This window comes from Flavobacterium sp. CG_23.5 (assembly GCF_017875765.1).
GTDB lineage: Bacteria > Bacteroidota > Bacteroidia > Flavobacteriales > Flavobacteriaceae > Flavobacterium.
Map to the genome: position 1 here is coordinate 2,933,616 of NZ_JAGGNA010000001.1, position 25,227 is coordinate 2,958,842.

The window sequence follows — 25,227 nt, forward strand, 5'->3', positions numbered from 1 at the left end:
AGCACTTCGAGAGAGGTGCTTTTTTATTTAAGAAGTTGATTTAAGAAGTTTGATTTGTGTATTTTTGCATTCTTTCAATTCTTAAATTGTTTATTATATTTTGATTTCAAAAGCCACTATAGATACTGTTTTCGAAACTGCTCGAGTAGAGGAGGTTATCGGTGATTTTGTACAATTGAAACGTGCGGGAAGCAACTTCAAGGGATTAAGCCCTTTTTCTGAAGAGCGCTCGCCATCGTTTATGGTTTCTCCCGCTAAGGGAATTTGGAAGGATTTCAGTTCTGGTAAAGGAGGTAATTCAGTGGCTTTCTTGATGGAACACTCGCAATTTACATATCCGGAAGCCATTAGATATTTAGCCAAAAAGTATAATATCGAAATTGAAGAAACAGAGCAGACAGATGAAGAGAAAGCCAATACTGATGTGAGAGAAAGTATGTATTTGGTTTCTGAGTTTGCAAAAACGTATTTCCATAATACCCTTTTAAACTCGGAGGAAGGGAAAGCTATAGGTTATTCTTATTTCAAAGAACGAGGTTTTACTAATGAAACGATAAAGAAGTTTGGTTTGGGTTATTCTCCTGAAACTTGGGATGCTTTTACAAAAGAAGCATTAGGAAATGGATATAAAATGGAATTTCTTGAAAGTACCGGTTTAACAATAGCCAGAGAAGACCGGCCATTTGACCGCTTTAAAGGACGGGTGATGTTTCCTATACAAAGTATGTCCGGAAGGAATCTAGGTTTTGGAGGTCGTATCCTTACTAATGATAAGAAAGCGGCAAAATACCTGAATTCTCCCGACAGTGATATTTACCATAAAAGCAAAGTGTTGTACGGTATTTATCAGGCCAAACAGTCTATTGCTAAACTCAATAATTGTTATTTGGTCGAAGGATATACGGATGTGATTCAGTTCCATCAAGCGGGAATTGAGAATGTAGTAGCTTCTTCTGGAACCGCATTGACACCTGATCAAATAAGATTAATAAACAGACTTACAAAAAATATTACTGTTCTTTTTGATGGTGATGCTGCTGGATTACGCGCTTCTATTCGTGGAATCGATTTGATTCTCGAGGAAGGAATGAATGTAAAAGTATGTACTTTTCCTGATGGTGAAGATCCAGATAGTTTTGCTAAGAAAACGTCTTACGACGATTTGGTGGCTTATCTCGAAAATAATGCAAAAGATTTTATTCAGTTTAAAGCTTCACTTTTGATGAATGAAGCCAAGAATGATCCTATTAAAAAAGCAGATTTGATTCGGGATATGATCGTGAGTATTTCTAAAATTCCGGATAGAATTCAGAGGGAAATCTATATTCAGGAATGTTCCAGAATCATGGATATTTCAGAACAGGTTTTGGTAAGCACTTTGGCACAATTAGTTCAAAAAGATATTTCTGAGGTTGGTAAAAAGAAAATTCAAGAATATAAAGCACTAGAAATTGTAAAAACAGAAAATCCTACAGATGTAGAAAAAGTTGATGTTTTATATCGTTTGGAAAGAAAAATTATTGAAATTCTATTGTTGTACGGAAATAAAACAGAAGAATTTGAAGACGCATTTTTGAAAACAAATGCAGAAGGTGAAATCGAAAATGTTATAGAAAAGAAAGAATACAAAGTATATCAAAGGATCTATTTAAGCTTGCAGGAAGATGAGGTTGAGCTTGCAAATCCTTTATTTAGAGATATATTTAACGATATAATTAACTTTTACCATCAAAACGAAAATTTCAGTTTAGAGAAATACTTAATGCATTTACAACCGGATTTTGCACAGGAAGTTACTGATATTTTAATGGAAGATGAAAGAATAGTTTTGCATAACTGGGAAGGACAGAATATTTTTCCAAAGTCTAAAAGCGAATCTATAAGTCAAAATGTGTCCGAAACGATTCTAACATTACGATGGTTTCTTGTGGGCAAAATTATCGAAGAATTAAAAAGCTCTCTATCATCGGAACCTGGTTCAGATAATACAGAGCCTCTCTCTTTAACAATGGATTACAACACATTAATCCATTCGTTTTCCAAAAAATTAGGAAGAGTAATGTCTAGATATTACTAGACTAAACTATTTCTAGTGTTTTCGCTTTGTTTACCAAATCGACTAAATTTGTGACATTTAATTTTGTCAAAAGACGTAATTTATACGTACTTATTGTTTTTTCGTTAAGACCTAGAATTTCAGCAATCTCGTGATTCTTTTTTCCATCACTTAAATAACGTAAAACTTCTACTTCACGGTTAGAAAGCTTTCGATATAATCGTTCGCTCTTACTTTGTTTTGCAATTAATGCTAGGTTTTTCTTAACCGTTTCATTCATGATTATTTTACCTTGGTGGACTTTAATAATCGAAATGCCTAAAGTTTCTAGTTTTTCTTTTTTGTGAATAAATCCAGAAACACCGGCTTTAATAGCATTAGGTGCATAAATTTGTTCTGAAAGACCACTGAAAATAATAATCTTAGTCTTAGGGAAGTTTTTCAAGACATTTTTAACTTCAAAAATACTCGACAGACCTTCCAATTCCAGGTCTATTATTAATACATCAATGTCCTTAGTAAGGAGTATATCCCGAACCATCAAAAAATTACCTACATTAGCAACTATTGATATTTCTGCGTGATCTTTAAAGTAAGATTTTACTCCAAAATGCACTACGGGATAATTGTCGGCAACACATACTTTAATCATAGTTTTAATTTTTAGCGTTGTTTATATTTTGGATAGTAAATTTAATAAATATTTTCTGTAAATAACTGAAAATCAGCATAAAATGTAAATATTTTGTTCATTTAAATTAAACAAACGGGTATTGGTTTCATTTTATGTTGATTAATTGTATTCAATCGTTTGTAAATTTCGAAAACGGTTTGTTCTCTTCCTGAAAAATTATTGGCTGATTTTCCTGATTCGTCTTGAATCATCGCCCATTCCAGCTCGTCATAACTGGCTCCTAGTTGATCTTCGTCTGTTCTTTCGTCTCCAAATAATCCATCAGATGGCGACGCGTTTAAGATCGAATTCGGTATTTTTAAATAACTCCCTAAAAGATATACCTCGGATTTCATTAAATCGGCAATTGGGCTTAAATCGACACCGCCATCGCCGTACTTGGTATAAAAACCAACACCAAAATCTTCCACTTTATTTCCAGTTCCAGCAACCAATAATCCATAAATGCCTGCAAAATAATACAGTGTGGTCATTCGTAAACGAGCGCGAGTATTAGCTAAGGATAAATGAAGTTTATGTGTTTCAACATCATCTGGAACTACTTTTTTAAATGATTCAAATACCGAAGTTAAATCAGCTTCAATACTGCTCACATTAGGAAATTTCATTTTTAATTGGTCAATGTGTTCCCGTCCGCGGGTAACATGGCTATGCGCTTGATGTATAGGCATTTCCACACATAAAACTTTCAACCCGGTTTGTGCACATAACGTTGAGGTCACCGCTGAATCAACTCCGCCTGAGATTCCTATAACAAATCCATTGACATTGGCATTTTCGGCATATGTTTTTAACCAATTTACAATATGTGTATTTATTTTTTCAACTTGCATAGTGGTATTTTTAATCATAATAGTTTAGGTATTAAAAAGTAGGAATGTATATTTGCAAATCAATTCGTAGTTTATTAGTTTACTATTACTTTGGCTACAAATTTACTTAATAAATATGAAAATACATCTATTGTCCATAGCCTTTTGTTTACTTTTTTTATCTTGTGATAAAAAAAGTAAAACAGAAAAAGCAGTTGATGCGATTCCTTTAGAACTTAAAATTGAACGATTTGACAAAATATTTTTTGAAACTCCTTCCAAAGATTTGGGGAATTTGAAAAAAGAGTATCCCTATTTTTTCCCTCAAGGCAATGATGATAGTGTTTGGTTAAATAAGATGCAAGATCCCTTATGGCGCGAGTTATATACCGAAGTTGAAAAGAAATATTCAAATTTCGAACCCGTAAAAGTGGAACTTGAGGAGCTTTTTAAACATATTAAATATTATTTTCCTAACACTAAAACGCCAAAAGTTGTTACCATAATTTCTGAAATGGATTATAACAATAAGGCTATATATGCTGATAGTTTGGTAATTATTTCTCTTGAACTGTATTTGGGAAAAGAACATAAATTTTATCAATTTCCAAATTATATAAAGCAGAATTTGGAACAAAGTCAAATAATGCCAGATATAGTTTCAAGTTTTTCGGCACGTAAAATAGCCCCTGCTTCAGATAAAAATTTGCTGAATCAAATGGTTTATTTTGGAAAACAGCTATATTTAAAAGACTTACTATTGCCAAATTATAGTGACGCAGACAAAATGGGTTATACACCCGAACAAATAAAATGGTGTCAAGAAAATGAAAGTTATATGTGGCGGTATTTTATAGAAAAGGAAATGCTCTACAGTGATGATCAAAAGCTGCTGCCGCGATTTATCAGTCCGGCTCCGTTTTCTAAATTTTATTTAGAAATTGATAATGAGTCACCGGGACGTGTTGGCGCTTGGATTGGCTGGCAAATTATTCGTTCTTACATGAAAAATAATGAGGTACCTATCACCGAGTTATTAAAAACAGATGCAAAAGAAATATTTGAAAAATCAAAATACAAACCTAAAAAGTAATGTCAGATAAAAATACATCAGAAATTAAATTTCTAATCGAATTAGACGATAACCGTGTTCCGGAAAAATTAATGTGGTCTGCTAAAGACGGCGGAGTGGAAGCGCAGGAAGCTAAAGCTATTATGTTGTCTATTTGGGACAGTAAAGCTAAAGAAAGCATGCGGATTGATTTATGGACTAAAGATATGCCGGTCGATGAAATGAAAATTTTCTTTCATCAAACTTTAGTGGCTATGTCTGAAACTTTTAAACGTGCCACAGATGATGAGAAAATGGCGGATACAATGAAGGATTTCTGTGATTATTTTGCAGAGAAATTGGAGTTGACGAAATAACGGATTTTTGATCTCAAATCTTTATAAAGTAATTTTAACTCTAGAATTTAAACAAAAAAAACTGCAATATGATTCGTTTCAATTGCAGTTTTTTTTGTTGTTATATGGTCTTTAAGACTGAAATAATTTTAATTTTTTATGGATTTCTTTTTTAGATCTTTTAAAATTTTCTTCAAACTTCCAGTCATTAGCGCATTTGAACTTTTGTGAAAAGAAATGTTGTCGATTAATTTATCAGATTTTTTGGTTTCCCAGACTGACTTTTCTTTTCTTGCTGAGACCTTTCCGATCGCTCTTTGGGAATAGATTATTTCTTGTAAATTCAAATCATATATTTCTAATGTTACCTCGCTTTGATTGGAGCCGATTGAATTTTCGTCTTCATATAAGCCAATTGTGCCTATTTCGCTTTTATTTTTTTTAGAAGAGATATTAATAAAATAATCAAAACCCGTCCCAATTTTTAGTTCTTTAAGTTTTTGTTTATTTGGGTTTAATGGGATTTGATAAGATATTAATAAACCGTCAACGTTGTCTCTGTAAAAATAGCGGTCTTTTAAATTGTCTTTAAAAAAAGCAGTAGCCTGATCGGTTAGTTTTTCGGTATTGTAACTTGGACTATCTAATTGATTAAGTAGCCATTTCCCTTTTGTGAAATCAACACCAGTTTTATAACTAGTATTGGTGAGGATATAAGTATTGCTTTTGCAAGAAGCAAATAATACTAAAATAACAACTAAAACAGGGATTAATGTGCTGTTTTTTTTAATCATGTTCGTGTGTTTAGAACGTTTTAAAACTGACTGTTGTTTTTGAAAACTTCCTGATTTACGTCGTCTATATAGGAAAGTAATTCTTCTTTTCCTGTTGATTCTGTAGCGGAGGTAACGAAATATTGAGGCATTTCGGCCCAGTTGTTTGCGAACATTTTCTTTTTGTAAGCCGCAACGTGAGAATCGATTTTCACTTTGCTGATTTTATCGGCTTTGGTGAAAACAATACAAAAAGGAATTTCACTTTCGCCCATATAGGACATGAATTCAATATCGATGGTTTGTGCCTCATGACGAATATCAATCAACACAAAAGCACAAACTAATTGCTCTCTTGTTTCAAAATAATCAGTGATAAATTCCTGAAAAACAGATTTTGTTTTTTTAGAAACTTTGGCATAGCCATAACCTGGTAAATCGACTAAAAACCAATTGCTATTAATTAAAAAATGATTAATTAATTGGGTTTTTCCAGGTCTTCCGGATGTTTTGGCTAATTTTTTGTGATTCGTTAGCATGTTTATCAAGGAGGATTTTCCAACATTTGATCGGCCTATAAAAGCATATTCCGGCAAAAATTCCTTGGGACACTTTGTTACATCGGAGTTACTGATAATAAATTCGGCAGTATTAATTTTCATGATTTGCGTATGTAATTATTCTTTTTAAGCGTGTACTTGTAAATGAGTTACGGATAACCATTCTTCCAACAAACGATTAAATTCTTCGGGTTTTTCCATCATGGCCGCATGACCACATTCGTCAATCCAATACAAGGTTGAATTGGGTAATAGTTTATTAAATTCTATAGCGACATCAGGAGGAGTAACCTTGTCATTTTTGCCCCAAATAATACAGGTTTGAACATGCATTTTTGGTAAATCCTTTGCCATATTATGACGAATGGCGCTTTTGGCAATCGTCAATGTTTTTATTAATTTTATTCGGTCATTTACGGAAGCATACACTTCGTCAATAAGTTCCGGAGTAGCGATTTTTGGATCGTAAAAAACATCTTCAGCTTTTTTCTTGATGTATTCATAGTCACCTCTTTTTGGATAACTATCACCCATAGCACTTTCGTAAAGACCAGAACTTCCGGTTATTACAAGACCCGCTACTTTTTCAGGATACATTTTTGTATGATAAAGTGCAATATGACCACCTAACGAATTTCCTAAAAGAATTACTCGTTCTAAACCTTTGAATGTAATAAAATCTTTAACGTAACGAGCAAAAGCCTTAACGTTAGTTTTTAAAATGCTTTGTGTGTATATTGGAAGATCAGGGATTATTATTTTATATCCTTTGGTAGAAAAATAACTAGCAACGGCGTCAAAATTACTTAATCCTCCCATCAAGCCGTGAAGGATGACGATTGGGATTCCTTCTCCAGCTTCATAATAGCTGTATTTACCTTCTTTTTTATAGTGTTTTTCCATTTTTCTAGAATGCGGATTTTCAATTTTGACAAATATATGATTTAATAAATAAATATAATTTTTTACAACAATTTTAATTGTTTTTAAATCGTCAGTTAATTTTGCTATTATTTGGTTTTTTAAGGCGCGAATTGTTAATTATTTGCTCTTTTTGCCAAAAGTAAAATTGAATTCGTATAATGTTTTATGGGCTTCTTTTTTATTGATGTTATCTTTCTTACAAATAAAACAAAATAGGTCTAACGTTCTGATTGTCCAAAAATTAAGGGTTTTTAGTCTAAAGTGGTGAAACTTATTAACAAAGTGGTATATAGTGGTAAAATGTGGTAGTTTTTTTTCTATTTTTGCTCTACACCATTTAATACATTTTGCTTGGACACAATTATTGGAACATATGAATGTAAAGTTGATGCTAAAGGAAGGCTGCTTTTGCCAGCGCCTTTAAAAAAGCAATTGGCTTCTTCTCTTCAAGACGGTTTTGTTTTGAAGCGTTCCGTTTTTCAGCCATGTCTAGAATTATATCCTATGAAAGAATGGGATTTGGTGATGCAAAAAATCAACAAGCTGAATAAGTTCGTAAAGAAAAATAATGACTTTATTCGAAGGTTTACCGCCGGAGTCAAGGTGGTTGATATTGATGCTTTGGGTAGATTATTAGTGCCAAAAGATTTAGTGCAATTTGCAACTATTGCAAAAGACGTTGTATTCTCATCAGCAGTAAATATTGTTGAGATTTGGGATAAAGATTTGTACGAAAAATCAATAAGCGGCGACGATGTTGATTTTGCAGATTTAGCAGAGGAAGTAATGGGAAATATAAATGACAATGAGTATGGAATATCATAATCCGGTTTTGCTTCAAGCATCAGTAGATGGTTTAAATATTAAACCAGACGGCATTTATGTAGATGTGACTTTTGGAGGCGGTGGTCATTCAAAAGAGATTTTAAAAAGACTTGGTCCAAACGGAAAGTTATTTGCTTTTGATCAGGATGAAGATGCATTAGCGAATGCATTACCAGACGAAAGGTTCACGCTAATAAATGAAAATTTTAGATTTATAAAAAGATTTTTACGCTTTTATGGTGTAAAAAGTGTTGATGGAATTTTAGGGGATTTAGGCGTTTCTTCACATCAGTTTGATGTGCCAGAAAGAGGTTTTTCTACTCGTTTTGATGCCGAATTAGATATGAGAATGAGTCAGAAAAATGATTTAAATGCATATCGTGTGGTTAATGAATATGATGAAGCAAATCTAAAAAGAGTTTTCTTGGATTATGGGGAATTGAAAAATGCACCAGCTTTGGCAAGGACGATTGTAGAAGCCAGAGAGGAGCGTCCAATCAAAACAACAGATGAATTGAAAGAGGTTTTAACGAAATATTTACCGGAAAGAGTCAGAAATAAAATATTGGCTCAAATCTATCAGGCAATCCGAATTGAAGTGAATCAAGAGATGGATGTTTTGAAAGAGTTTTTGGAACAATCGTTAGAAATATTGAATCCAAACGGAAGATTATCTGTCATATCGTATCATTCATTGGAAGATCGATTAGTGAAAAGATTTGTGAAAAACGGAATGTTTGAAGGAGAACCTGAGCGCGATTTTTTCGGTAATTTTTCTGTTCCATTTAAAACTATTGGAAAATTAATAGTTCCGGATGCAGCTGAGATAAAAATTAATAATAGAGCTCGAAGTGCAAAATTAAGAATAGCTGAAAAGAGATAGTTAGTTATATGAAAATGAAAAACAGAGTTTATAGTCTATTAAAAGCGAGGTTTCTTATAGATGATGATGCTGTTAAGAATTGGCGTTTCATTGTCTTTGTTATTGTTTTGGCTATAGTTATGATTGCAAATACACAGCGTTTTGAGCAAAAAGTTTTTAAGATTGCTGAATTAACAAATCAAGTAAAAGAATTACGTTCAGAATTTGTTGACAGACGATCAGAGTTAATGAAACTGAAAATGGAATCGACTGTTTCTGAAAAAATGGTAGAAAAAAACATTTTTCCATCAACAGTTCCTCCAGTTAAAATAGAAGTTAAAAAAGAAGAAGAAAAAAGTTTCTTTAAAAAAATATGGCAGTAGAAGATAAACACATATCGTACAGAATTTATCTGGTCGCTTTCGCTATCTTTTTGATGGCCATTGCGATTGCTGTTAAGTTGACAAATATTCAGTGGGTAGAAGGGGATTATTATAGAAAGCTAGCCAAAGAAAGAACGGTTAGAAATTTTCTAATTCCTGCTAATAAAGGAAATGTTTATTCCGCCGACGGCAGTCTTTTAGCGACTTCTATTCCTAATTATGAAATACGTTTTGATGCTGTTACTCCAAAAGCGGAATCATTCGAAAAAAATGTTAAACCATTATCGGATTCATTAGCTTTAATTTTAGGAAAACCGTCTAGTTATTTTCAAAATGAATTAAGAAAAGCAAGAGCAAACAAAAATAGATATTATTTGATTGCACGAAATTTAAGCTACACAGAATATTTTAAAATTAAAGGGTTTCCATTGTTTAATTTGGGAAGCAACAAAGGTGGAATTATCATTGAACAAGAAACGGTTAGGAAACATCCAATAGGAAAAATTGCAGAACGTACCATTGGCTATGAAAGAAGAAATTCAAACGGATCTTCAGACGGTAAAGGGATAGAATGGGCTTACCGTAATTATCTTAATGGTAAAGATGGGAACATTTTAAAACAAAAAATTGCAAAAGGACAATGGAAACCGTTGCGTGACATTAACGAAGTTGATCCACAGGATGGTTACGATGTGATCTCTACAATTGATGTTTTTATCCAGGATATTGCGCATCATGCATTATTAAAACAATTAGAAGATTATCAGGCAGACCACGGTTGTGTAGTAGTTATGGAGACAAGTACAGGACAAGTTAAGGCAATTTCGAATTTAGGAAGAGGCAAGGACGGAACCTATTATGAAACTACTAATTATGCAGTCGCCGAGTCTCACGAGCCAGGTTCTACGTTTAAATTGGTTGATTTAATGACTATTCTTGAAGATAAAGTGGCGGATACGAGCACTGTTTATGATAGAAAAGGAGGGTTAATTACTTATTATGGTAAAAAGGTTGAAGATTCTCATAGAGGCGGACCACAAAAAATTTCGTTAGCAAGAGGATTTGAAATTTCATCTAATACAGTTATGGTACAAGCAGTCTATAATAACTATAAAAATAATCCTTCAAAATTTGTAAATCATGTTGATTCATATGGTTTGAACAGAAAATTAGGTCTTGATTTAAAAGGAGAAGGAATGCCCAGAATTCCCCAGCCAAAGGATAAAAACTGGTCTAATATTTCGCTTCCTTGGATGGCTTTTGGTTACGGCGTTTCGGTAACACCTATGCAAACGCTTACGTTTTATAATGCAGTTGCCAATAACGGTGTGATGGTAAAACCTCAGTTTGTTTCGGAAATAAAAGAATGGAATAAAACAATCAAAAAAATTGACAAAGTCGTTTTAAATCCAAGAGTATGCTCGCAAGAAACTATTTTGAAACTAAAAGCCGTTTTGTTGAATGTTGTTAAAAAAGGAACGGGTGCTAAGCTTTACTCTAAAGATTTTTCTATGGCGGGTAAAACAGGAACGGCCCAAGTAAATTATGCAAAAGATGGTGGAGCAGGAAAATATTACGCATCTTCATTTGTTGGTTATTTTCCAGCAGAGCATCCAAAATATTCTTGTATAGTTGTCGTTCATAAGCCTAGTACGGTAAATAACAATTATTATGGTGCGGATGTGGCAGGTCCTGTTTTTAAAAGGATTGCGCAAAAAATTTTTACTGATGCTCCTTCGACTAATAAGATTAAGAATTTAGACAGAAAGATACCAAAGCAGGAAAGTAATTATGACTCTTATTTTGTAAAATCACAAAATAAGTCTCAATTCATACCTGATGTAAAAGGAATGTCAGGAATGGACGCCTTAGCTTTATTGGAGAATTTAGGTGTAAAAGTGAAAGTTGTCGGAATAGGAAAAGTAAAAAAACAATCGCTTCAGGCTGGCCAAAACATTGTGAAAAACGCAACTATACTATTAGAATTATCATGAGTATTTTAAAAGACATATTATACAAAGTAGCTATCATTGCCGTTAATGGTTCGACAGATATTGCTATTGACAAAATGGATTTCGATTCTAGAAAAATCGAAAAAAATGATGTTTTTATAGCGATTCGCGGTTCTATTTCAGACGGACATGATTATATAGAAAAAGCAATTCAGCAAGGAGCTGCGGCAGTTATTTGCGATACACTTCCAGAAGTTCTTGTCAAAGGAATTACCTATGTTCAGGTAAAAGACACTAATTCAGCCCTAGCATATATGGCTGCAAATTATTTTGGTGACCCTTCTGAAAAGCTGAAATTAGTTGGTATTACAGGAACAAATGGTAAAACGACAATTGCTTCGTTGTTGTATCAATTGTTTAAAAAAGCAGGTTTTAAAGTTGGATTATTATCTACTGTAAAAATTTTGGTGGATGAGAAAGAATATAAAGCGACACATACCACTCCGGATTCAATCACAATTAACCATTATCTGAAAGAAATGGTGGAAAACGGTGTTGAATATTGTTTTATGGAGGTGAGTTCACATGGGATTCATCAAAAAAGAACAGAAGCATTACATTTTGTTGGAGGTATTTTTACCAATTTATCTCACGATCATTTGGATTATCACCCCACGTTTGCAGAATATAGGGATGTTAAGAAGTCGTTTTTCGATAATTTGCCTAAAGCAGCTTTTGTATTAGTAAATATTGATGATAAAAATGGGCAAGTAATGTTGCAAAATACAGCAGCCAAAAAACTTACGTATGCCTTAAAATCGTATGCAGATTATAAAGCGCAAATCCTGGAAAATCAATTGTCAGGTTTGTTGTTGAAAATAAATGGAAATGAAGTATGGGTTAAGCTTATAGGTACATTCAATGCGTATAATTTATTGGCTATTTACGGAGCTGCAGTTCAATTGGGTTTAGAAAGTTTAGAAGTGTTGCGATTGTTATCTGATTTAGAAAGTGTTTCAGGTCGTTTCCAATTTATTGTTTCTACAACCAATATTACTGCAATTGTGGATTATGCTCATACGCCGGATGCTTTGGAAAACGTACTAAAAACTATAAATGATATTCGCACAAAAAACGAACAATTAATTACAGTTATAGGCTGCGGAGGAAATAGAGATAAAGCGAAGCGCCCAATTATGGGAGGAATTGCATCTGAACTTAGTGATAAAGCAATCCTCACTTCGGACAATCCTAGAGATGAAGATGCCGATGTTATCATTAGCGAAATGGAACAAGGTGTTGCGCCTCAAAACTATAAAAAATTGCTAACGATTAGCGATAGGAAACAGGCTATAAAAACAGCTTGTCAATTGGCTCAGCCAAATGATATTATATTAATTGCCGGTAAAGGACACGAAACTTACCAAGAGATTAAAGGCATTCGTCAACATTTTGATGACATGGAAACGGTTAAGGAAATTTTAGAACAACTTAATAAATAACCAAATAAACACATAACCGAATATGCTATATTATTTATTTGAATATTTAGACAAAACATTAAATGTATCTGGAACGGGTGTTTTTCAATACATAACTTTTAGATCCGCTTTAGCATTTATGCTTTCGCTACTATTGTCCACGATTTATGGGAAAAGAATCATTGCATTCCTTCAAAGACAACAGGTGGGAGAAACAGTGCGTGAGCTTGGTTTAGCTGGTCAAAATGAAAAAGCAGGTACGCCTACGATGGGAGGTTTGATTATCATATTTGCCACTTTGGTCCCTGTTATACTTTTTGCAAAACTGCACAATATCTATATTGTTTTATTGATTGTTACTACGCTTTGGATGGGAACAATTGGTTTTATAGATGATTATATTAAAATTTTCAAAAAAGATAAAGAAGGGCTGAAAGGAATCTTTAAAGTTTTTGGACAAGTTGGTTTGGGATTAATTGTAGGTTCGGTACTTTATTTTAGTCCGGCAGTTACGGTAAGACAAGATACTGGTAAAACGGATATTTTTAAAACACCAACAGAAAATGTGATTGTTCAGGCACCAGTTGAAGAAAAATCTACTGCAACGACTATTCCTTTCTTTAAAAACAATGAATTTGATTATGCTGAATTATTGGCATGGACAGGCGAAGGTTATGAAAAATGGGCGTGGTTAGTTTTTATTCCTATAGTTATTTTTATTATTACTGCGGTTTCTAATGGTGCTAATTTAACCGATGGAATTGATGGGTTAGCCGCGGGAACTTCAGCGATTTCTGTCTTGGCGCTTGCGATTTTCACTTTCGTTTCTGGAAATATTATTTTTTCTAACTATTTGAATATTATGTATATCCCGAGTTCGGGGGAAATGACGGTGTTTATCGCTTCGTTTGTGGGAGCATTAATTGGTTTTCTATGGTATAATTCCTATCCGGCTTCGGTTTTTATGGGCGATACGGGAAGTTTAACAATAGGCGGAATTATTGCCGTTTTGGCAATTGCTGTTCGAAAAGAGATGCTAATCCCTCTATTATGCGGAATTTTTCTTGTCGAAAATCTATCTGTCGTATTACAAGTTAGCTATTTCAAATACACTAAAAAACGCTTTGGTGAAGGCCGAAGAATCTTTCTAATGTCACCATTGCATCATCATTATCAGAAAAAAGGCTATCACGAAAGTAAAATAGTCACTCGATTTTGGATTGTTGCTATCATGCTCGCCATATTATCAATTGTTACTTTAAAACTAAGATAGTATGAGATTAGTTGTTTTAGGAGGAGGAGAAAGCGGTATAGGTACTGCTATCCTGGGTAAGAAAAAAGGATATGATGTATTCGTATCTGATTTTGGAAAGATAAAAGCAAATTACAAAGAAGTTCTTATTATTAATGGAATAGCATGGGAGGAAGAGCAGCATACGGAAGCTCTGATTCTAAATGCTGATGTGGTCATGAAAAGCCCTGGAATACCTGAAAAATCTCCAATAGTAAAAAAACTTATTGAGAAAGGAATTGCAGTGATATCAGAAATTGAGTTCGCAGCACCCTTTACGGATGCGACAATTATTGGAATAACAGGAAGTAACGGGAAGACCACCACTACTATGCTGGCTTACCATTTGTTGAAATCTGCCGGATTAAATGTAGGATTGGGAGGAAATATTGGAAAGAGTTTTGCTTGGCTGGTCGCTGATAATAAATTTGATTCATACGTTTTGGAGTTGAGCAGTTTTCAGTTAGATGGAATCAAAGATTTCAAACCGCATATTGCAATTATTACTAATATCAGTCCGGATCATTTGGATCGATATGAATATAAATATGAAAATTACATTGATTCAAAATTTAGAATTACTATGAATCAAACGGAGGAAGACTACCTCATATACGACGCAGATGATGAAGCCATTGCGGGATGGTTTAAAACGCATACAACTAAAGCTAAATTAATTCCTTTTTCATTGACTAAAACTTTCAGCGAAGGAGCTTATATAAAAAACAACAAAATGGAAATAACCATCAATCAAGAAGAGTTTAAAATGGATACAGAGCATATTGCCTTAGAAGGAAAACATAACATGAAAAACGCAATGGCAGCAACCTCTGTAGCGAAACTGATGCAGATTAGAAAATCTACAATACGTGAAAGTTTATCTAATTTTCAAGGAGTAGAGCATCGTCTTGAAAAAGTCTTGAAAATTCAAAATGTGCAGTACATCAATGACTCCAAAGCAACCAATGTCAATGCAACTTTTTTTGCATTAGACAGCATGAATACACCTACAGTTTGGATTGTGGGTGGTGTTGATAAGGGAAATGATTATAACGAATTGATGTCTTTAGTTCGTGAAAAAGTAAAAGCAATTATCTGTCTTGGAGTTGACAATAAAAAGATCATAGATGTTTTTGGGAATGTCGTTGATATCATGGTTGAAGTGGATAACATGAATGATGCAGTAAAAATGGCACAACGTCTAACAGAAAAAGGAGATACGGTATTATTGTCGCCGGCTTGCGCCAGTTTTGATTTGTTTGAAAACTACGAAGACAGAGGGAATCAATTTAAACAAGCGGTTAAGAATTTATAAAAAAGTTTCTTCGTTCTAAGTTGGCCAACTTTAAACTTTAAACGAAAAAAACTTTAAACAAAAAGAAAGAATGAAAAAACTAATAGGCAATTTAAAAGGAGATAAAGGGATTTGGTCATTTGTGGCCTTATTGGCCTTGTTTTCGTTTATGCCTGTTTTTAGTGCGAGTAGTAATTTGGCTTATATAGGTCAAGGAAACGGAAATACATTGGGGTATTTGGTAAAACATCTGGCTCACATTTGTATTGGTTTTACCATTATTTACTTGGTTCATAAAGTGCCGTATCATTATTTTAGAGCAATTTCTAAAGTAGGATTACCTGTTGTTTGGATATTATTAGCCTATACATTAATTAAAGGAACAGTTATAGCTGGCGCCAATGCCAGTCGATGGATTCAAGTACCATTTATTGGGATAACATTTCAAACGTCGACATTAGCCTCTATTGTGTTATTTATATTTGTAGCTCGTTATTTGTCCAAAACTAGAGAAGAACCTATTACGTTCAAGTCCTCTTTATGGGAACTTTGGTTGCCCGTATTTTTTACTTTAATCTTGATTTTACCTGCCAATTTTTCTACAACAGCACTGATTTTCTCAATGATATTGATGTTGGCTTTTATAGGTAAATATCCTTTAAAATATATTGGAATTATTATAGGAACAGGAATAATATTTCTTGCTTTTTTTGTACTGCTTTCTAAGGCTTTTCCAGATTCCAGGTTTTTTAGTAGGGTCCATACTTGGGAAAGCAGAATAGATAATTTTAGCACGGATAAACCCGATGAAGATGATTATCAAATCGAGAAGGCTAAAATCGCAATTGCATCTGGTAAAATATATGGTTTAGGTCCAGGTAAAAGTGTTCAGAAGAATTTCTTACCACAATCTTCTTCGGATTTTATTTATGCCATTATTGTGGAAGAATATGGACTACTAGGAGGTTTAGGAGTGCTTGCTTTATATTTATTGTTGTTGTTTCGATTTGTTATTGCATCTCATAAAGCGAATACGTTGTTTGGCAAATTAGTAGTTATAGGATTAGGTTTTCCGATGATATTTCAGGCGATGATTAATATGGCAGTTGCAGTAGAATTATTGCCGGTTACGGGACAAACATTGCCGTTGATAAGTAGTGGAGGAAGTTCCATCTGGATGACTTGTTTTGCACTTGGAATAATAATAAGTGTAACCAAAAAAGAAGAAGAAATTGCTCAGGAACTAAAAGATTCTGCGTTGAGAGAAGAAGCGCTTCAAAAATTAATTGACAGAGAATTAGAGGAGGAGGAGACTACAAATAATGTTTATTCCATTGTGGATAAGGCTAAGAATCCAATGAATGCAGTTTTAAATAAGTAATCAATTTTAGGATTAAATAATTTTTGAAAACGTAGGAACTCAGTAACATTATAAAAATGAAACAATACAAATTCATATTAAGTGGCGGCGGAACTGGAGGACATATTTATCCTGCGATTGCGATTGCCAATGAATTAAAATCTCGTTTTCCAGATGCTGAATTTCTTTTTGTAGGAGCTCAGGATAAAATGGAAATGCAAAAAGTCCCTCAAGCTGGTTATAAAATTAAAGGACTTTGGATTTCTGGTATTCAACGACGATTGACATTTGACAATTCACTTTTTCCACTTAAGTTATTTGCAAGTTTATTAAAATCCAGAACAATAATCAGAGAGTTTAAACCTAATGTTGTTATAGGAACTGGAGGTTTTGCAAGCGGACCATTATTACAAGTCGCTGCGATTGCTAAAATTCCCACCGTGATTCAAGAACAAAACTCGTATCCGGGAATTACAAATAGATGGCTAAGTAAAAAAGCAAACAAAATTTGTGTTGCTTATGAGAATCTGGAACGTTTTTTTCCTAAAAGCAAAATGATTTTGACAGGGAATCCGGTGCGTCAAGATTTAATTGGAATTGAAAACAAAAGAGTAGAAGCAATACTGAATTTTAATTTGGATACCAACAAAAAAACATTGTTGGTTCTTGGAGGAAGTTTGGGTGCGAGAAGAGTAAATCAATTAATTGAAAAAGAATTAAATAATTTACTTTCTCAGAATGTTCAGGTTATTTGGCAATGCGGGAAATTATATTTTGACGATTATAATAAATATAATGAAGGTGATGTTCAGGTAATTGCTTTTATCGAAAGAATGGATTTAGTTTATGCTGCCGCTGATATCGTAATTTCTCGTGCAGGCGCATCTTCAGTGTCGGAGTTGTGCATTGTGGGAAAACCTGTAATCTTTATTCCTTCGCCTAATGTTGCTGAGGATCACCAAACTAAAAATGCCCAATCAATTGTTGAGAAAAAAGGAGCGATTATGTTGAAGGAAAGTGAACTTGATTCGCAATTTGGTCTTGTTTTTGAAGCCTTACTCAAAGACCAGGGAAAACAAAATCAACTGAGTGAAAATATAAAACAATTAGCAATGCCTGAAGCAACAAAACAAATTGTTGATGAAATTGTAAAGTTAATTAGATAAAAAAAAGAATAGATAATAGATTAAAGACCTAAATAAATGAACTTAAATCAAATACATAACGTCTATTTTATAGGAATTGGAGGCATCGGTATGAGTGCTTTGGCTCGTTATTTCAAAAATATCGGAAAGCAAGTTTCGGGGTATGATAAAACACCAACTATGCTTACCGATGAATTAATAGAAAGCGGTATTTCAATTCATTTTGAAGATAATATTGATTTGATTCCAAAAGATTACTTCTTGGAAAACACGTTAGTTATTATTACTCCAGCAGTTCCTAAAGCTCATTCCGAGTGGAATTATTTCTTGGAAAGAGAGTATAATGTTAAAAAAAGAGCAGAGGTATTAGGAATAATTACTAAGGACACTTTTTGCTTTGCAGTAGCCGGGACTCATGGTAAAACAACAACTTCAAGTATTTTAGGGCATATTTTATATGAAAGTGGTGCTGATGTTACTGCTTTTATTGGGGGAATTGTAGAGAATTATAATTCAAATTTAATAGGAAGCGGTAAAACAGTCACTGTTGTTGAAGCAGATGAATTTGATCGTTCGTTTTTGCATTTGCATCCTAATATTGCTTGTATTACCTCGATGGATGCCGATCATTTGGATATTTATGGAACAACAGCAGCGATAGAAGAATCATTTATAGAATTTGCATCTAAAGTAGAGGATAAAAGCAATCTTTTTATAACGAAGGAATTGCCTATTGAAGGTATAACCTGTGCGGTCAATGAAGAGGCTGTTTATAAGGCTTTTAACGTTCGAATAGGAAATGGAAGTTATGTGTTTGATGTGCAAACTCCAACCGAAATTATAAAAGATTTGCAATTTGGATTACCTGGAAGACACAATTTAATGAATGCATTAATGGCTATGGCAATGGCAAAATTATTCGGCACCCCAACCGATGCCATTGCAAAAGCCATAGCATCATTTAAAGGAATAAAAAGAAGGTTTTCCTACCAAATTAAAACAGATAATTTAGTTTACATTGATGATTACGCGCATCATCCAACGGAAATAAATGCAGTGCATCAGGCGGTTCGGGAATTGTATCCAAATCAAAAAGTTTTGGCTATTTTTCAACCCCATTTATTTAGCAGAACCAGAGATTTTGCAAACGATTTTGCGAAAAGTTTATCTGCTTTTGACGAAGTCGTTTTGTTGGATATTTATCCTGCTCGTGAAGTACCGATGGAGGGGATAACATCGCAATGGTTGATGGATAAAATGACGAATGATAATAAAAAATTGGTAAATAAAAATGATTTAGTTCCAACCATTTTAGCCAGCGATGCAACAGTTATTGTAACTATTGGCGCAGGAGATATTGGAGAAATGGTACCAACAATTAAAAAAGCGATAAATGAAACTCTTTAATTGGACAAATATTCGATTAGTACTCATGTTTGCATTGGTGATTTTTCTGTTTTCGTTTACGTCAAATCGAAACGCGAATAGAAAAGTGAGTAAATCTGTCGTTGTTTTTGTAGGAGATGACGCTCCTTTTGTAAGACAAGAAACGGTTAATAAATTGTTAATAGAAAATAAAAAAGATGCATCGAGCATTCAAAAAGTTAATTTAGATTTGAATAAGCTGGAAAGAATTCTAGATGCACAAGAAATGATTGAAAAATCAGATGTATTTGTGAGTATAGACGGTGTTCTAAAAGCAGTGGTGAAACAAAAGACTCCTATAGCCAGAGTTTTTAATGATGAAGGGTCTTTCTATATTGATTACAAAGGAAGTAGAATGCCATTGTCAGCAAATTTTACAGCTAGAGTTCCACTTGTTTCGGGGGGGATTAATAAAAAAAATAACGAAGATTTAGCCGATTTATTTCGCATAATCTATGACGATGCGTTTTTGAAAAAAAACATCATTGGGATTCAAATTATGCCGAATGGTAGCTTATTAATGCTCAACAGAAATTTTGATTACCAAATTGATTTTGGCAGAATGATAAATGTCGAGCGTAAATTTAAAAATTATAAAGCTTTTTTTCAAAAAGCAGTTTTAGATAGTTCGTTGTATAAATATAAAAAAATAGATCTCAGATTTACGGAACAAGTAGTTTGCACTAAATAATAGATAATGGAAAAAGAGAATATTGCAGTAGGTCTAGATATTGGGACAACCAAAATAGTTGCCATGATAGGCAAGAAAAATGAGTACGGAAAATTAGAGATTTTGGGTATTGGAAAATCCAAAAGCTTGGGTGTGGCAAGAGGTGTTGTGAATAACATTACTCAAACTATTCAATCTATCCAACAAGCAATTCAGGAAGCTGAAAATAATTCAGGTTATAAGATTAAAGATGTCGTTGTTGGGATAGCTGGTCAGCATATTCGTAGCATTCAACATACAGATTATATTAGCAGAAATAATCCCGAAGAAGTAATTGGAGGGAATGATATTCAGCTTTTAATTGACCAAGTAAATAAATTGGCCATGTTACCTGGCGAAGAAATTATACATGTATTACCACAGGAATTTAAAATTGACGGGCAATCGGAAATTAAAGAGCCTATTGGAATGTATGGCGGAAGATTAGAATCGAGCTTTCATGTTGTGGTAGGTCAAGCATCATCGATACGTAATGTAGGAAGATGTATTCAAAGTTCGGGAATTGAATTGTCAGGTTTGACATTGGAGCCATTAGCGTCTGCTGATGCTGTTTTAAGTCAGGAAGAAAAAGAAGCTGGAGTTGCACTTATCGATATAGGTGGTGGAACAACGGATTTGGCCATTTTTAAAGATGGTATTATTCGTCATACTGCTGTAATACCTTTTGGAGGAAATGTAATTACAGATGATATTAAAGAAGGTTGCTCTATAATTGAAAAGCAAGCGGAGTTATTGAAAGTTAAATTTGGATCTGCTTGGCCAGGAGAAAATAAAGACAACGAAATTGTTTCTATTCCAGGATTGAGAGGTAGAGAACCAAAAGAAATTTCTTTAAAGAATTTGTCTAAAATAATTCACGCTCGTGTAGTAGAAATTATAGATCAGGTTTTCACCGAAGTAAAAGCGTACGGTCATGAAGATCCTCGTAAAAAATTAATTGCTGGGATTGTGCTTACCGGTGGTGGTGCTCAATTGAAACACATCAAGCAGTTAGTGGAATACATTACTGGAATGGATACCAGAATTGGCTATCCAAACGAGCATTTAGCTGGAGATTCTGATGAGGAGATTTCAAGTCCTTTATATGCAACGGCAGTAGGATTGGTGATGAATAGCATTCAAAATAATTCTCAAAGTGCAGTACGAATGGATGCTATTGAGCCTCCAAAAACTATTGTTTACAGACCGCCAGTTATGCAAAATACTGAGGTGGAAGTTCCTAGAATAGAGATGGAAGAGGAAGTAAAAAGCTTTAGAGGTAAACAAGAAGAGTCTACCGGGGATAAAATCCAAAGATCGTTTTTTGACAGATATGTTGATAAAATTAAAGATTTCTTAGATAACGCAGAATAACAGCAAAATAAATAATATTTTAAATCTCCTTTTTGCCCCAAGCTTTTAGTAGAGAAAAAAGAATTAAACAAGAATTTAAAAACCAAATAAAATGATGAGCAACTCAGAATTTGGAAGTATTTCATTTGATTTACCAAAGAATCAATCAAATGTAATAAAAGTAATTGGTGTAGGTGGAGGCGGTAGTAACGCTATAAATCACATGTTCAAACAAGGGATTAAAGGCGTAGATTTTATCGTCTGCAATACTGATTCACAAGCCCTCCAAAGTAGTTCAGTTCCTAATAAAATACAATTAGGAGTGCATTTGACTGAAGGACTTGGTGCTGGAGCAAACCCAGATGTAGGTCAACAATCCGCTATTGAAAGTATTGCCGAAATAGAAAAAATGTTGGATCGCAATACTAAAATGGTTTTTATCACTGCAGGAATGGGTGGTGGAACTGGAACTGGAGCAGCTCCCGTAATTGCGCAATTGGCTAAAGAAAGAGATATTCTTACGGTAGGAATTGTGACTTTACCTTTCTTATTTGAAGGAAAGGTGCGTCAGGAACAAGCCTTAATCGGAATAGATAAATTGCGTAAACAAGTCGACTCGTTAATTGTTATCAATAATAATAAATTAAGAGAAGTGTACGGAAATCTTGGTTTCAAAGCTGGGTTCTCAAAAGCTGATGAAGTTTTGGCAACAGCCTCAAGAGGAATTGCTGAAGTAATTACACATCACTATACTCAAAATATAGATTTAAGAGATGCTAAAACAGTATTGTATAATAGCGGAACGGCTATTATGGGATCTTCTGTGTCTTCAGGCGAGAATAGAGCTAAAGAAGCAATTGTTTCTGCTTTGGATTCTCCTTTGTTAAATGATAATAAAATTACCGGTGCCAAAAACGTATTGTTGCTTATCGTTTCTGGAACTAATGAAATTACAATTGACGAAATTGGAGAAATTAATGATCATATTCAAATCGAAGCAGGTCATAATGCCAATATTATCATGGGGGTTGGTGAAGACGAATCACTTGGGGATGCTATCGCAGTTACTATAATTGCGACAGGATTTGATATTGAACAACAAAATGAAATTGTAAATACAGAACCTAAAAAAATTATTCATACCCTAGAGGACGAGCAAAGAAGTGTTCATAATCTAAGTAATAAAACAGTTGCTGCATTCGATTTAAATAGCGAAACGCCAGCATCTAGTTCTAACGAAAGAATTGTTTTTGATTTATTAGAAGATACAACTTTAGTTGCTGAACCAGTAGTAGCTCCTGCGCCAGTCGTTACGGCTCCAACAATTAATAAAGAAGAATTGACGGTTATGTCTGAATTTATAAAAAATTTAGATGTGACTTTTGAAATCGTTTCACCAATTAAGGATATTGAATTTACTTTCACTGCACCAGAAGTTAAAGCGGTACAACCAAAAATTATAGAAAGACAAGAACAAACTGCTTTCTCTTTTGACCTGCCACTTTTCAAAACGGAACCAGTAGCTCAAGTGGAAGAAAATAAAGTTTTGTTTGAACTAACGAATGAAACTCGTGAGATTAAAGTAAACGAAGCAGTTCAATTTGTGCCAGTAACAGAATTGTCTGACAGAGGAATTATCAAATATTCTCTTGAAGAGTATATGGAAGTTGAGAATGATTTTGCAGCCAAACCAATTGCGAAAGCAGTTGAAGTTCCTGTTCCAGCCGAGTTAAATATCACGATGAAACAAGTAGACGCATCTACAAATGCACCAACTCATTTCGAAAGTATTTCTCCAATGGAAATGACAATTGAGGAAACGTTGAAACTTAGAGCGGACGAAAGAAGAAAAAAACTAAAAGAATTCAATTACAAGTTTCATAATAATGTTTCTAAAATTGATGAGTATGAGAAAGAACCTGCCTACAAAAGATTAGGTATTGATATCTCAAACAATCAACCAAACAATACAAATTCGAGAATTTCTGTGGGGACAGACAGCAACAATGATTTACAGTTGCGTTCAAACAATTCGTATTTACATGACAATGTAGATTAACTAACTCAAACCAAAATGAGATAGCCCGAAAATTCAATTTAATTTTCGGGTTATTTTTTTTGTGTAACGAGATGAAAGCAATCTATTGTTAATTCCAGTTAATTTCTTTAAATTTGTCAGGCCTTAATCCAGCTGTCGTTTCAAGCTTTTTCTCGAAAATGGTTTTTTCTAAGCCCTTAAAAGAGCTTCCGCTTGTCGCTTTTTAAGTTCAAGAAAAAATACAATTTCTCCCAAAAAGGCTTTTTACTACCATCTGGGGCAATTTTTAAGTGCTCTGTTGCAGTGTTCAGTTTTTCAGGTGGAATGGGAAATCTAATATCAAGAATCTAATATCTAAAATTAATATGAGTTTATCAATAAAAATCATGGACGAGCTTAAAGCCGCCATGAGAGCCAAAGATACTGTTGCATTGGAAGCACTAAGAGCTATTAAATCTGAAATTCTTTTAGCACAAACGGCTACAGGTTCAAAAGAAGAAATTACGGAAGACGACGAGGTTAAATTGCTTCAGAGATTGGTAAAAACCCGTAAGGAAAGTGCTAGAATTTTTACAGAACAAAATCGTTTGGATTTAGCTGAACCAGAATTGGCACAAATCGCAGTAATCGAAAAATTCTTGCCAGCACAATTAAGCGAAGCAGAAGTTGAAGCTGTAATTGCAAAAATCATTGCGGAAACTGGAGCGTCAGGTATTGCAGCGATGGGAAAAGTGATGGGATTGGCCTCTGCACAATTAGGAGGAACTGCCGAAGGGAAAACCATTTCTACAATAGTAAAAAAGCTATTGACATAAAATTTAGATTTAAGGTTGACGATTTTATATCAACAATCTTAAATCAACTGGCTGCGTAGTTCAACTGGATAGAATATCAGATTTCGACTCTGAGGGTTGCAGGTTCGAACCCTGTCGCGGCCACTAATAAACTTTGATTAGCCATAAAATAGTAAAGCTCGCTTTAGCTGTTTTGTGGCTTTTTTTTGTTTTCAAACTAGAGTTTTGTAGTTTAGGTGTGTCAACCTATGCTAGGCCATAAAACAGATGGATACATTTCAAATTTTCATGATAGTATTTTTCAGCATTTTGATAGCTGGATGGGCTTTTAGTATTATCATCGAACCTTTGTATGTGCTTGTTTTTAATAAACCGCTTTACATTCATTGGTACCCAATAGCGCGCAAACTTACTCCTTCACAAAAATATATTCTCGAACAGGAATTTACCTTTTACCAAAAGTTATCCATTAAAAGAAAGCAATTTTTTGAGCATCGTGTGGCGGCATTTATTGCCAAGTACGATTTTGTAGGGAAAGGAGATTTTTTTGTTACTGATCAAGTGAGGATACTCATTTCTGCTACTTTCGTAATGCTGACTTTTGGAATGCGGCATTATTTAATCAATGTTTTTGATCGAATTATTGTGTATCCGGAATCCTATTTTTCTACCATTAATCAAGAATACCATAAAGGAGAATTTAATCCGAGAATGAAAACCGTAGTTTTGTCCTGGAAGGATTTCTTGGAAGGATTTGAATTTGAAAGTGACAATCTGAATCTTGGCTTGCATGAGTTTTCACACGCTTTATATTTTCATGGGTTGAAAGGAAGGGATCAAAGTAGCATTGTTTTTTCGGATGCTTATGTTGAAATAAAAGAATATTTAGTCCAACCCTATGTTCTTAATAATCTTGTTGCATCAAATTATTTCAGGATTTACGCTTACACTAATCAGATAGAATTTATGGCCGTAGTTTTAGAGCATTTTTTCGAAACACCTCATATTTTCAACAAAGAATTTCCTGAACTTTTTGAAAAAGTAAGAACAATGATTAATTACACGGATAAATAATCGAGTTCTGGATTT

At 33.8% G+C, this 25,227-nt stretch carries 23 protein-coding genes and 1 tRNA gene; 19 read left to right on the forward strand and 5 right to left on the reverse strand.

Features of this window, described 5'->3' with window-relative positions; translation table 11 throughout:
- Positions 1–100: 100 nt before the first annotated feature.
- Entirely contained in the window at positions 101–2,077 is a 1,977-nt protein-coding gene (dnaG, locus tag H4V97_RS12695; protein ID WP_209549884.1) for a DNA primase, read from the forward strand.
- A 1-nt stretch (position 2,078) separates the two neighbouring features.
- On the opposite strand, the gene H4V97_RS12700 is transcribed toward dnaG, so the two are convergent.
- The gene (locus H4V97_RS12700) at positions 2,079–2,708 is read right to left on the reverse strand and encodes a response regulator transcription factor (protein ID WP_196849793.1); all 630 of its coding nucleotides are present in this window, start codon (positions 2,706–2,708) and stop codon (positions 2,079–2,081) included.
- Positions 2,709–2,809: 101 nt separating this feature from the next.
- The gene (gene nadE / locus H4V97_RS12705) at positions 2,810–3,601 is read right to left on the reverse strand and encodes an NAD(+) synthase (protein WP_209549885.1); all 792 of its coding nucleotides are present in this window, start codon (positions 3,599–3,601) and stop codon (positions 2,810–2,812) included.
- Between the two features lie 97 nt (positions 3,602–3,698).
- Between nadE and gldB the strand changes: the two genes are divergently transcribed.
- Together gldB and gldC are read left to right on the forward strand one after the other, a co-directional pair.
- Positions 3,699–4,655, forward strand: coding sequence for a gliding motility lipoprotein GldB (gldB, locus tag H4V97_RS12710; RefSeq protein WP_209549886.1), 957 nt, complete (start codon positions 3,699–3,701; stop codon positions 4,653–4,655).
- Positions 4,655–4,990, forward strand: a complete 336-nt coding sequence (gene gldC, locus H4V97_RS12715; protein WP_073204010.1) for a gliding motility protein GldC — start codon at positions 4,655–4,657, stop codon at positions 4,988–4,990. Before gldB ends, gldC begins: the two co-directional genes overlap by 1 nt.
- A gap of 128 nt (positions 4,991–5,118) precedes the next feature.
- Here the strand turns inward: gldC and H4V97_RS12720 are convergent, their stop codons facing one another.
- From H4V97_RS12720 to H4V97_RS12730, 3 genes are read right to left on the reverse strand one after another with little or no spacing between them, the layout of a single operon-like run.
- A complete protein-coding gene (locus tag H4V97_RS12720; protein WP_209549887.1) occupies positions 5,119–5,763 on the reverse strand; it encodes a hypothetical protein in 645 nt (214 codons plus the stop codon).
- A 20-nt stretch (positions 5,764–5,783) separates the two neighbouring features.
- Complete coding sequence (yihA, locus tag H4V97_RS12725; RefSeq protein ID WP_209549888.1) at positions 5,784–6,404, reverse strand: ribosome biogenesis GTP-binding protein YihA/YsxC; 621 nt, start codon at positions 6,402–6,404, stop codon at positions 5,784–5,786.
- Between the two features lie 24 nt (positions 6,405–6,428).
- Entirely contained in the window at positions 6,429–7,205 is a 777-nt protein-coding gene (locus H4V97_RS12730; protein WP_209549889.1) for an alpha/beta fold hydrolase, read from the reverse strand.
- A gap of 372 nt (positions 7,206–7,577) precedes the next feature.
- Here H4V97_RS12730 and mraZ point away from each other — a divergent pair, with 372 nt between their 5' ends.
- The 16 genes from mraZ (at position 7,578) to H4V97_RS12810 (ending at position 25,212) form a co-directional block, all read left to right on the forward strand.
- Positions 7,578–8,051: a division/cell wall cluster transcriptional repressor MraZ gene (gene mraZ / locus H4V97_RS12735; RefSeq protein ID WP_209549890.1), complete on the forward strand. Its 474-nt coding sequence runs from the start codon at positions 7,578–7,580 to the stop codon at positions 8,049–8,051.
- Positions 8,026–8,934 carry a 16S rRNA (cytosine(1402)-N(4))-methyltransferase RsmH gene (gene rsmH / locus H4V97_RS12740; RefSeq protein ID WP_209549891.1) on the forward strand — a complete coding sequence of 303 codons (909 nt, stop codon included), beginning with the start codon at positions 8,026–8,028 and terminating at the stop codon, positions 8,932–8,934. The genes mraZ and rsmH overlap by 26 nt, the downstream gene beginning before the upstream one ends.
- 14 nt (positions 8,935–8,948) lie before the next feature.
- Positions 8,949–9,296 carry an FtsL-like putative cell division protein gene (locus tag H4V97_RS12745; protein WP_209549892.1) on the forward strand — a complete coding sequence of 116 codons (348 nt, stop codon included), beginning with the start codon at positions 8,949–8,951 and terminating at the stop codon, positions 9,294–9,296.
- A complete protein-coding gene (locus H4V97_RS12750; protein ID WP_209549893.1) occupies positions 9,287–11,290 on the forward strand; it encodes a penicillin-binding protein in 2,004 nt (667 codons plus the stop codon). Before H4V97_RS12745 ends, H4V97_RS12750 begins: the two co-directional genes overlap by 10 nt.
- Positions 11,287–12,750: a UDP-N-acetylmuramoyl-L-alanyl-D-glutamate--2,6-diaminopimelate ligase gene (locus tag H4V97_RS12755; protein ID WP_209549894.1), complete on the forward strand. Its 1,464-nt coding sequence runs from the start codon at positions 11,287–11,289 to the stop codon at positions 12,748–12,750. Before H4V97_RS12750 ends, H4V97_RS12755 begins: the two co-directional genes overlap by 4 nt.
- Before the next feature lie 22 nt (positions 12,751–12,772).
- Positions 12,773–14,002: a phospho-N-acetylmuramoyl-pentapeptide-transferase gene (gene mraY, locus H4V97_RS12760; protein ID WP_209549895.1), complete on the forward strand. Its 1,230-nt coding sequence runs from the start codon at positions 12,773–12,775 to the stop codon at positions 14,000–14,002.
- Between the two features lies 1 nt (position 14,003).
- Positions 14,004–15,335 carry a UDP-N-acetylmuramoyl-L-alanine--D-glutamate ligase gene (gene murD, locus H4V97_RS12765; RefSeq protein ID WP_209549896.1) on the forward strand — a complete coding sequence of 444 codons (1,332 nt, stop codon included), beginning with the start codon at positions 14,004–14,006 and terminating at the stop codon, positions 15,333–15,335.
- 70 nt (positions 15,336–15,405) lie between these two features.
- Positions 15,406–16,695, forward strand: coding sequence for an FtsW/RodA/SpoVE family cell cycle protein (locus H4V97_RS12770; protein WP_209549897.1), 1,290 nt, complete (start codon positions 15,406–15,408; stop codon positions 16,693–16,695).
- Positions 16,696–16,751: 56 nt separating this feature from the next.
- The gene (gene murG, locus H4V97_RS12775; protein ID WP_209549898.1) at positions 16,752–17,840 is read left to right on the forward strand and encodes an undecaprenyldiphospho-muramoylpentapeptide beta-N-acetylglucosaminyltransferase; all 1,089 of its coding nucleotides are present in this window, start codon (positions 16,752–16,754) and stop codon (positions 17,838–17,840) included.
- A gap of 36 nt (positions 17,841–17,876) precedes the next feature.
- Positions 17,877–19,226 carry a UDP-N-acetylmuramate--L-alanine ligase gene (gene murC, locus H4V97_RS12780; protein WP_209549899.1) on the forward strand — a complete coding sequence of 450 codons (1,350 nt, stop codon included), beginning with the start codon at positions 17,877–17,879 and terminating at the stop codon, positions 19,224–19,226.
- Positions 19,213–19,935: a cell division protein FtsQ/DivIB gene (locus tag H4V97_RS12785; protein ID WP_209549900.1), complete on the forward strand. Its 723-nt coding sequence runs from the start codon at positions 19,213–19,215 to the stop codon at positions 19,933–19,935. Before murC ends, H4V97_RS12785 begins: the two co-directional genes overlap by 14 nt.
- 6 nt (positions 19,936–19,941) lie before the next feature.
- Positions 19,942–21,327 (forward strand): cell division protein FtsA, encoded by a 1,386-nt coding sequence (gene ftsA / locus H4V97_RS12790; protein ID WP_196849809.1) that lies wholly within the window; start codon positions 19,942–19,944, stop codon positions 21,325–21,327.
- Positions 21,328–21,418: 91 nt separating this feature from the next.
- The gene (gene ftsZ, locus H4V97_RS12795; RefSeq protein WP_196849810.1) at positions 21,419–23,365 is read left to right on the forward strand and encodes a cell division protein FtsZ; all 1,947 of its coding nucleotides are present in this window, start codon (positions 21,419–21,421) and stop codon (positions 23,363–23,365) included.
- A 344-nt stretch (positions 23,366–23,709) separates the two neighbouring features.
- Positions 23,710–24,159, forward strand: a complete 450-nt coding sequence (locus H4V97_RS12800; protein WP_196849811.1) for a GatB/YqeY domain-containing protein — start codon at positions 23,710–23,712, stop codon at positions 24,157–24,159.
- Between the two features lie 49 nt (positions 24,160–24,208).
- Positions 24,209–24,282, forward strand: a tRNA-Arg gene (locus H4V97_RS12805).
- A gap of 123 nt (positions 24,283–24,405) precedes the next feature.
- Positions 24,406–25,212, forward strand: a complete 807-nt coding sequence (locus H4V97_RS12810; protein WP_196849812.1) for a zinc-dependent peptidase — start codon at positions 24,406–24,408, stop codon at positions 25,210–25,212.
- The last annotated feature ends 15 nt before the right edge of the window (positions 25,213–25,227 follow it).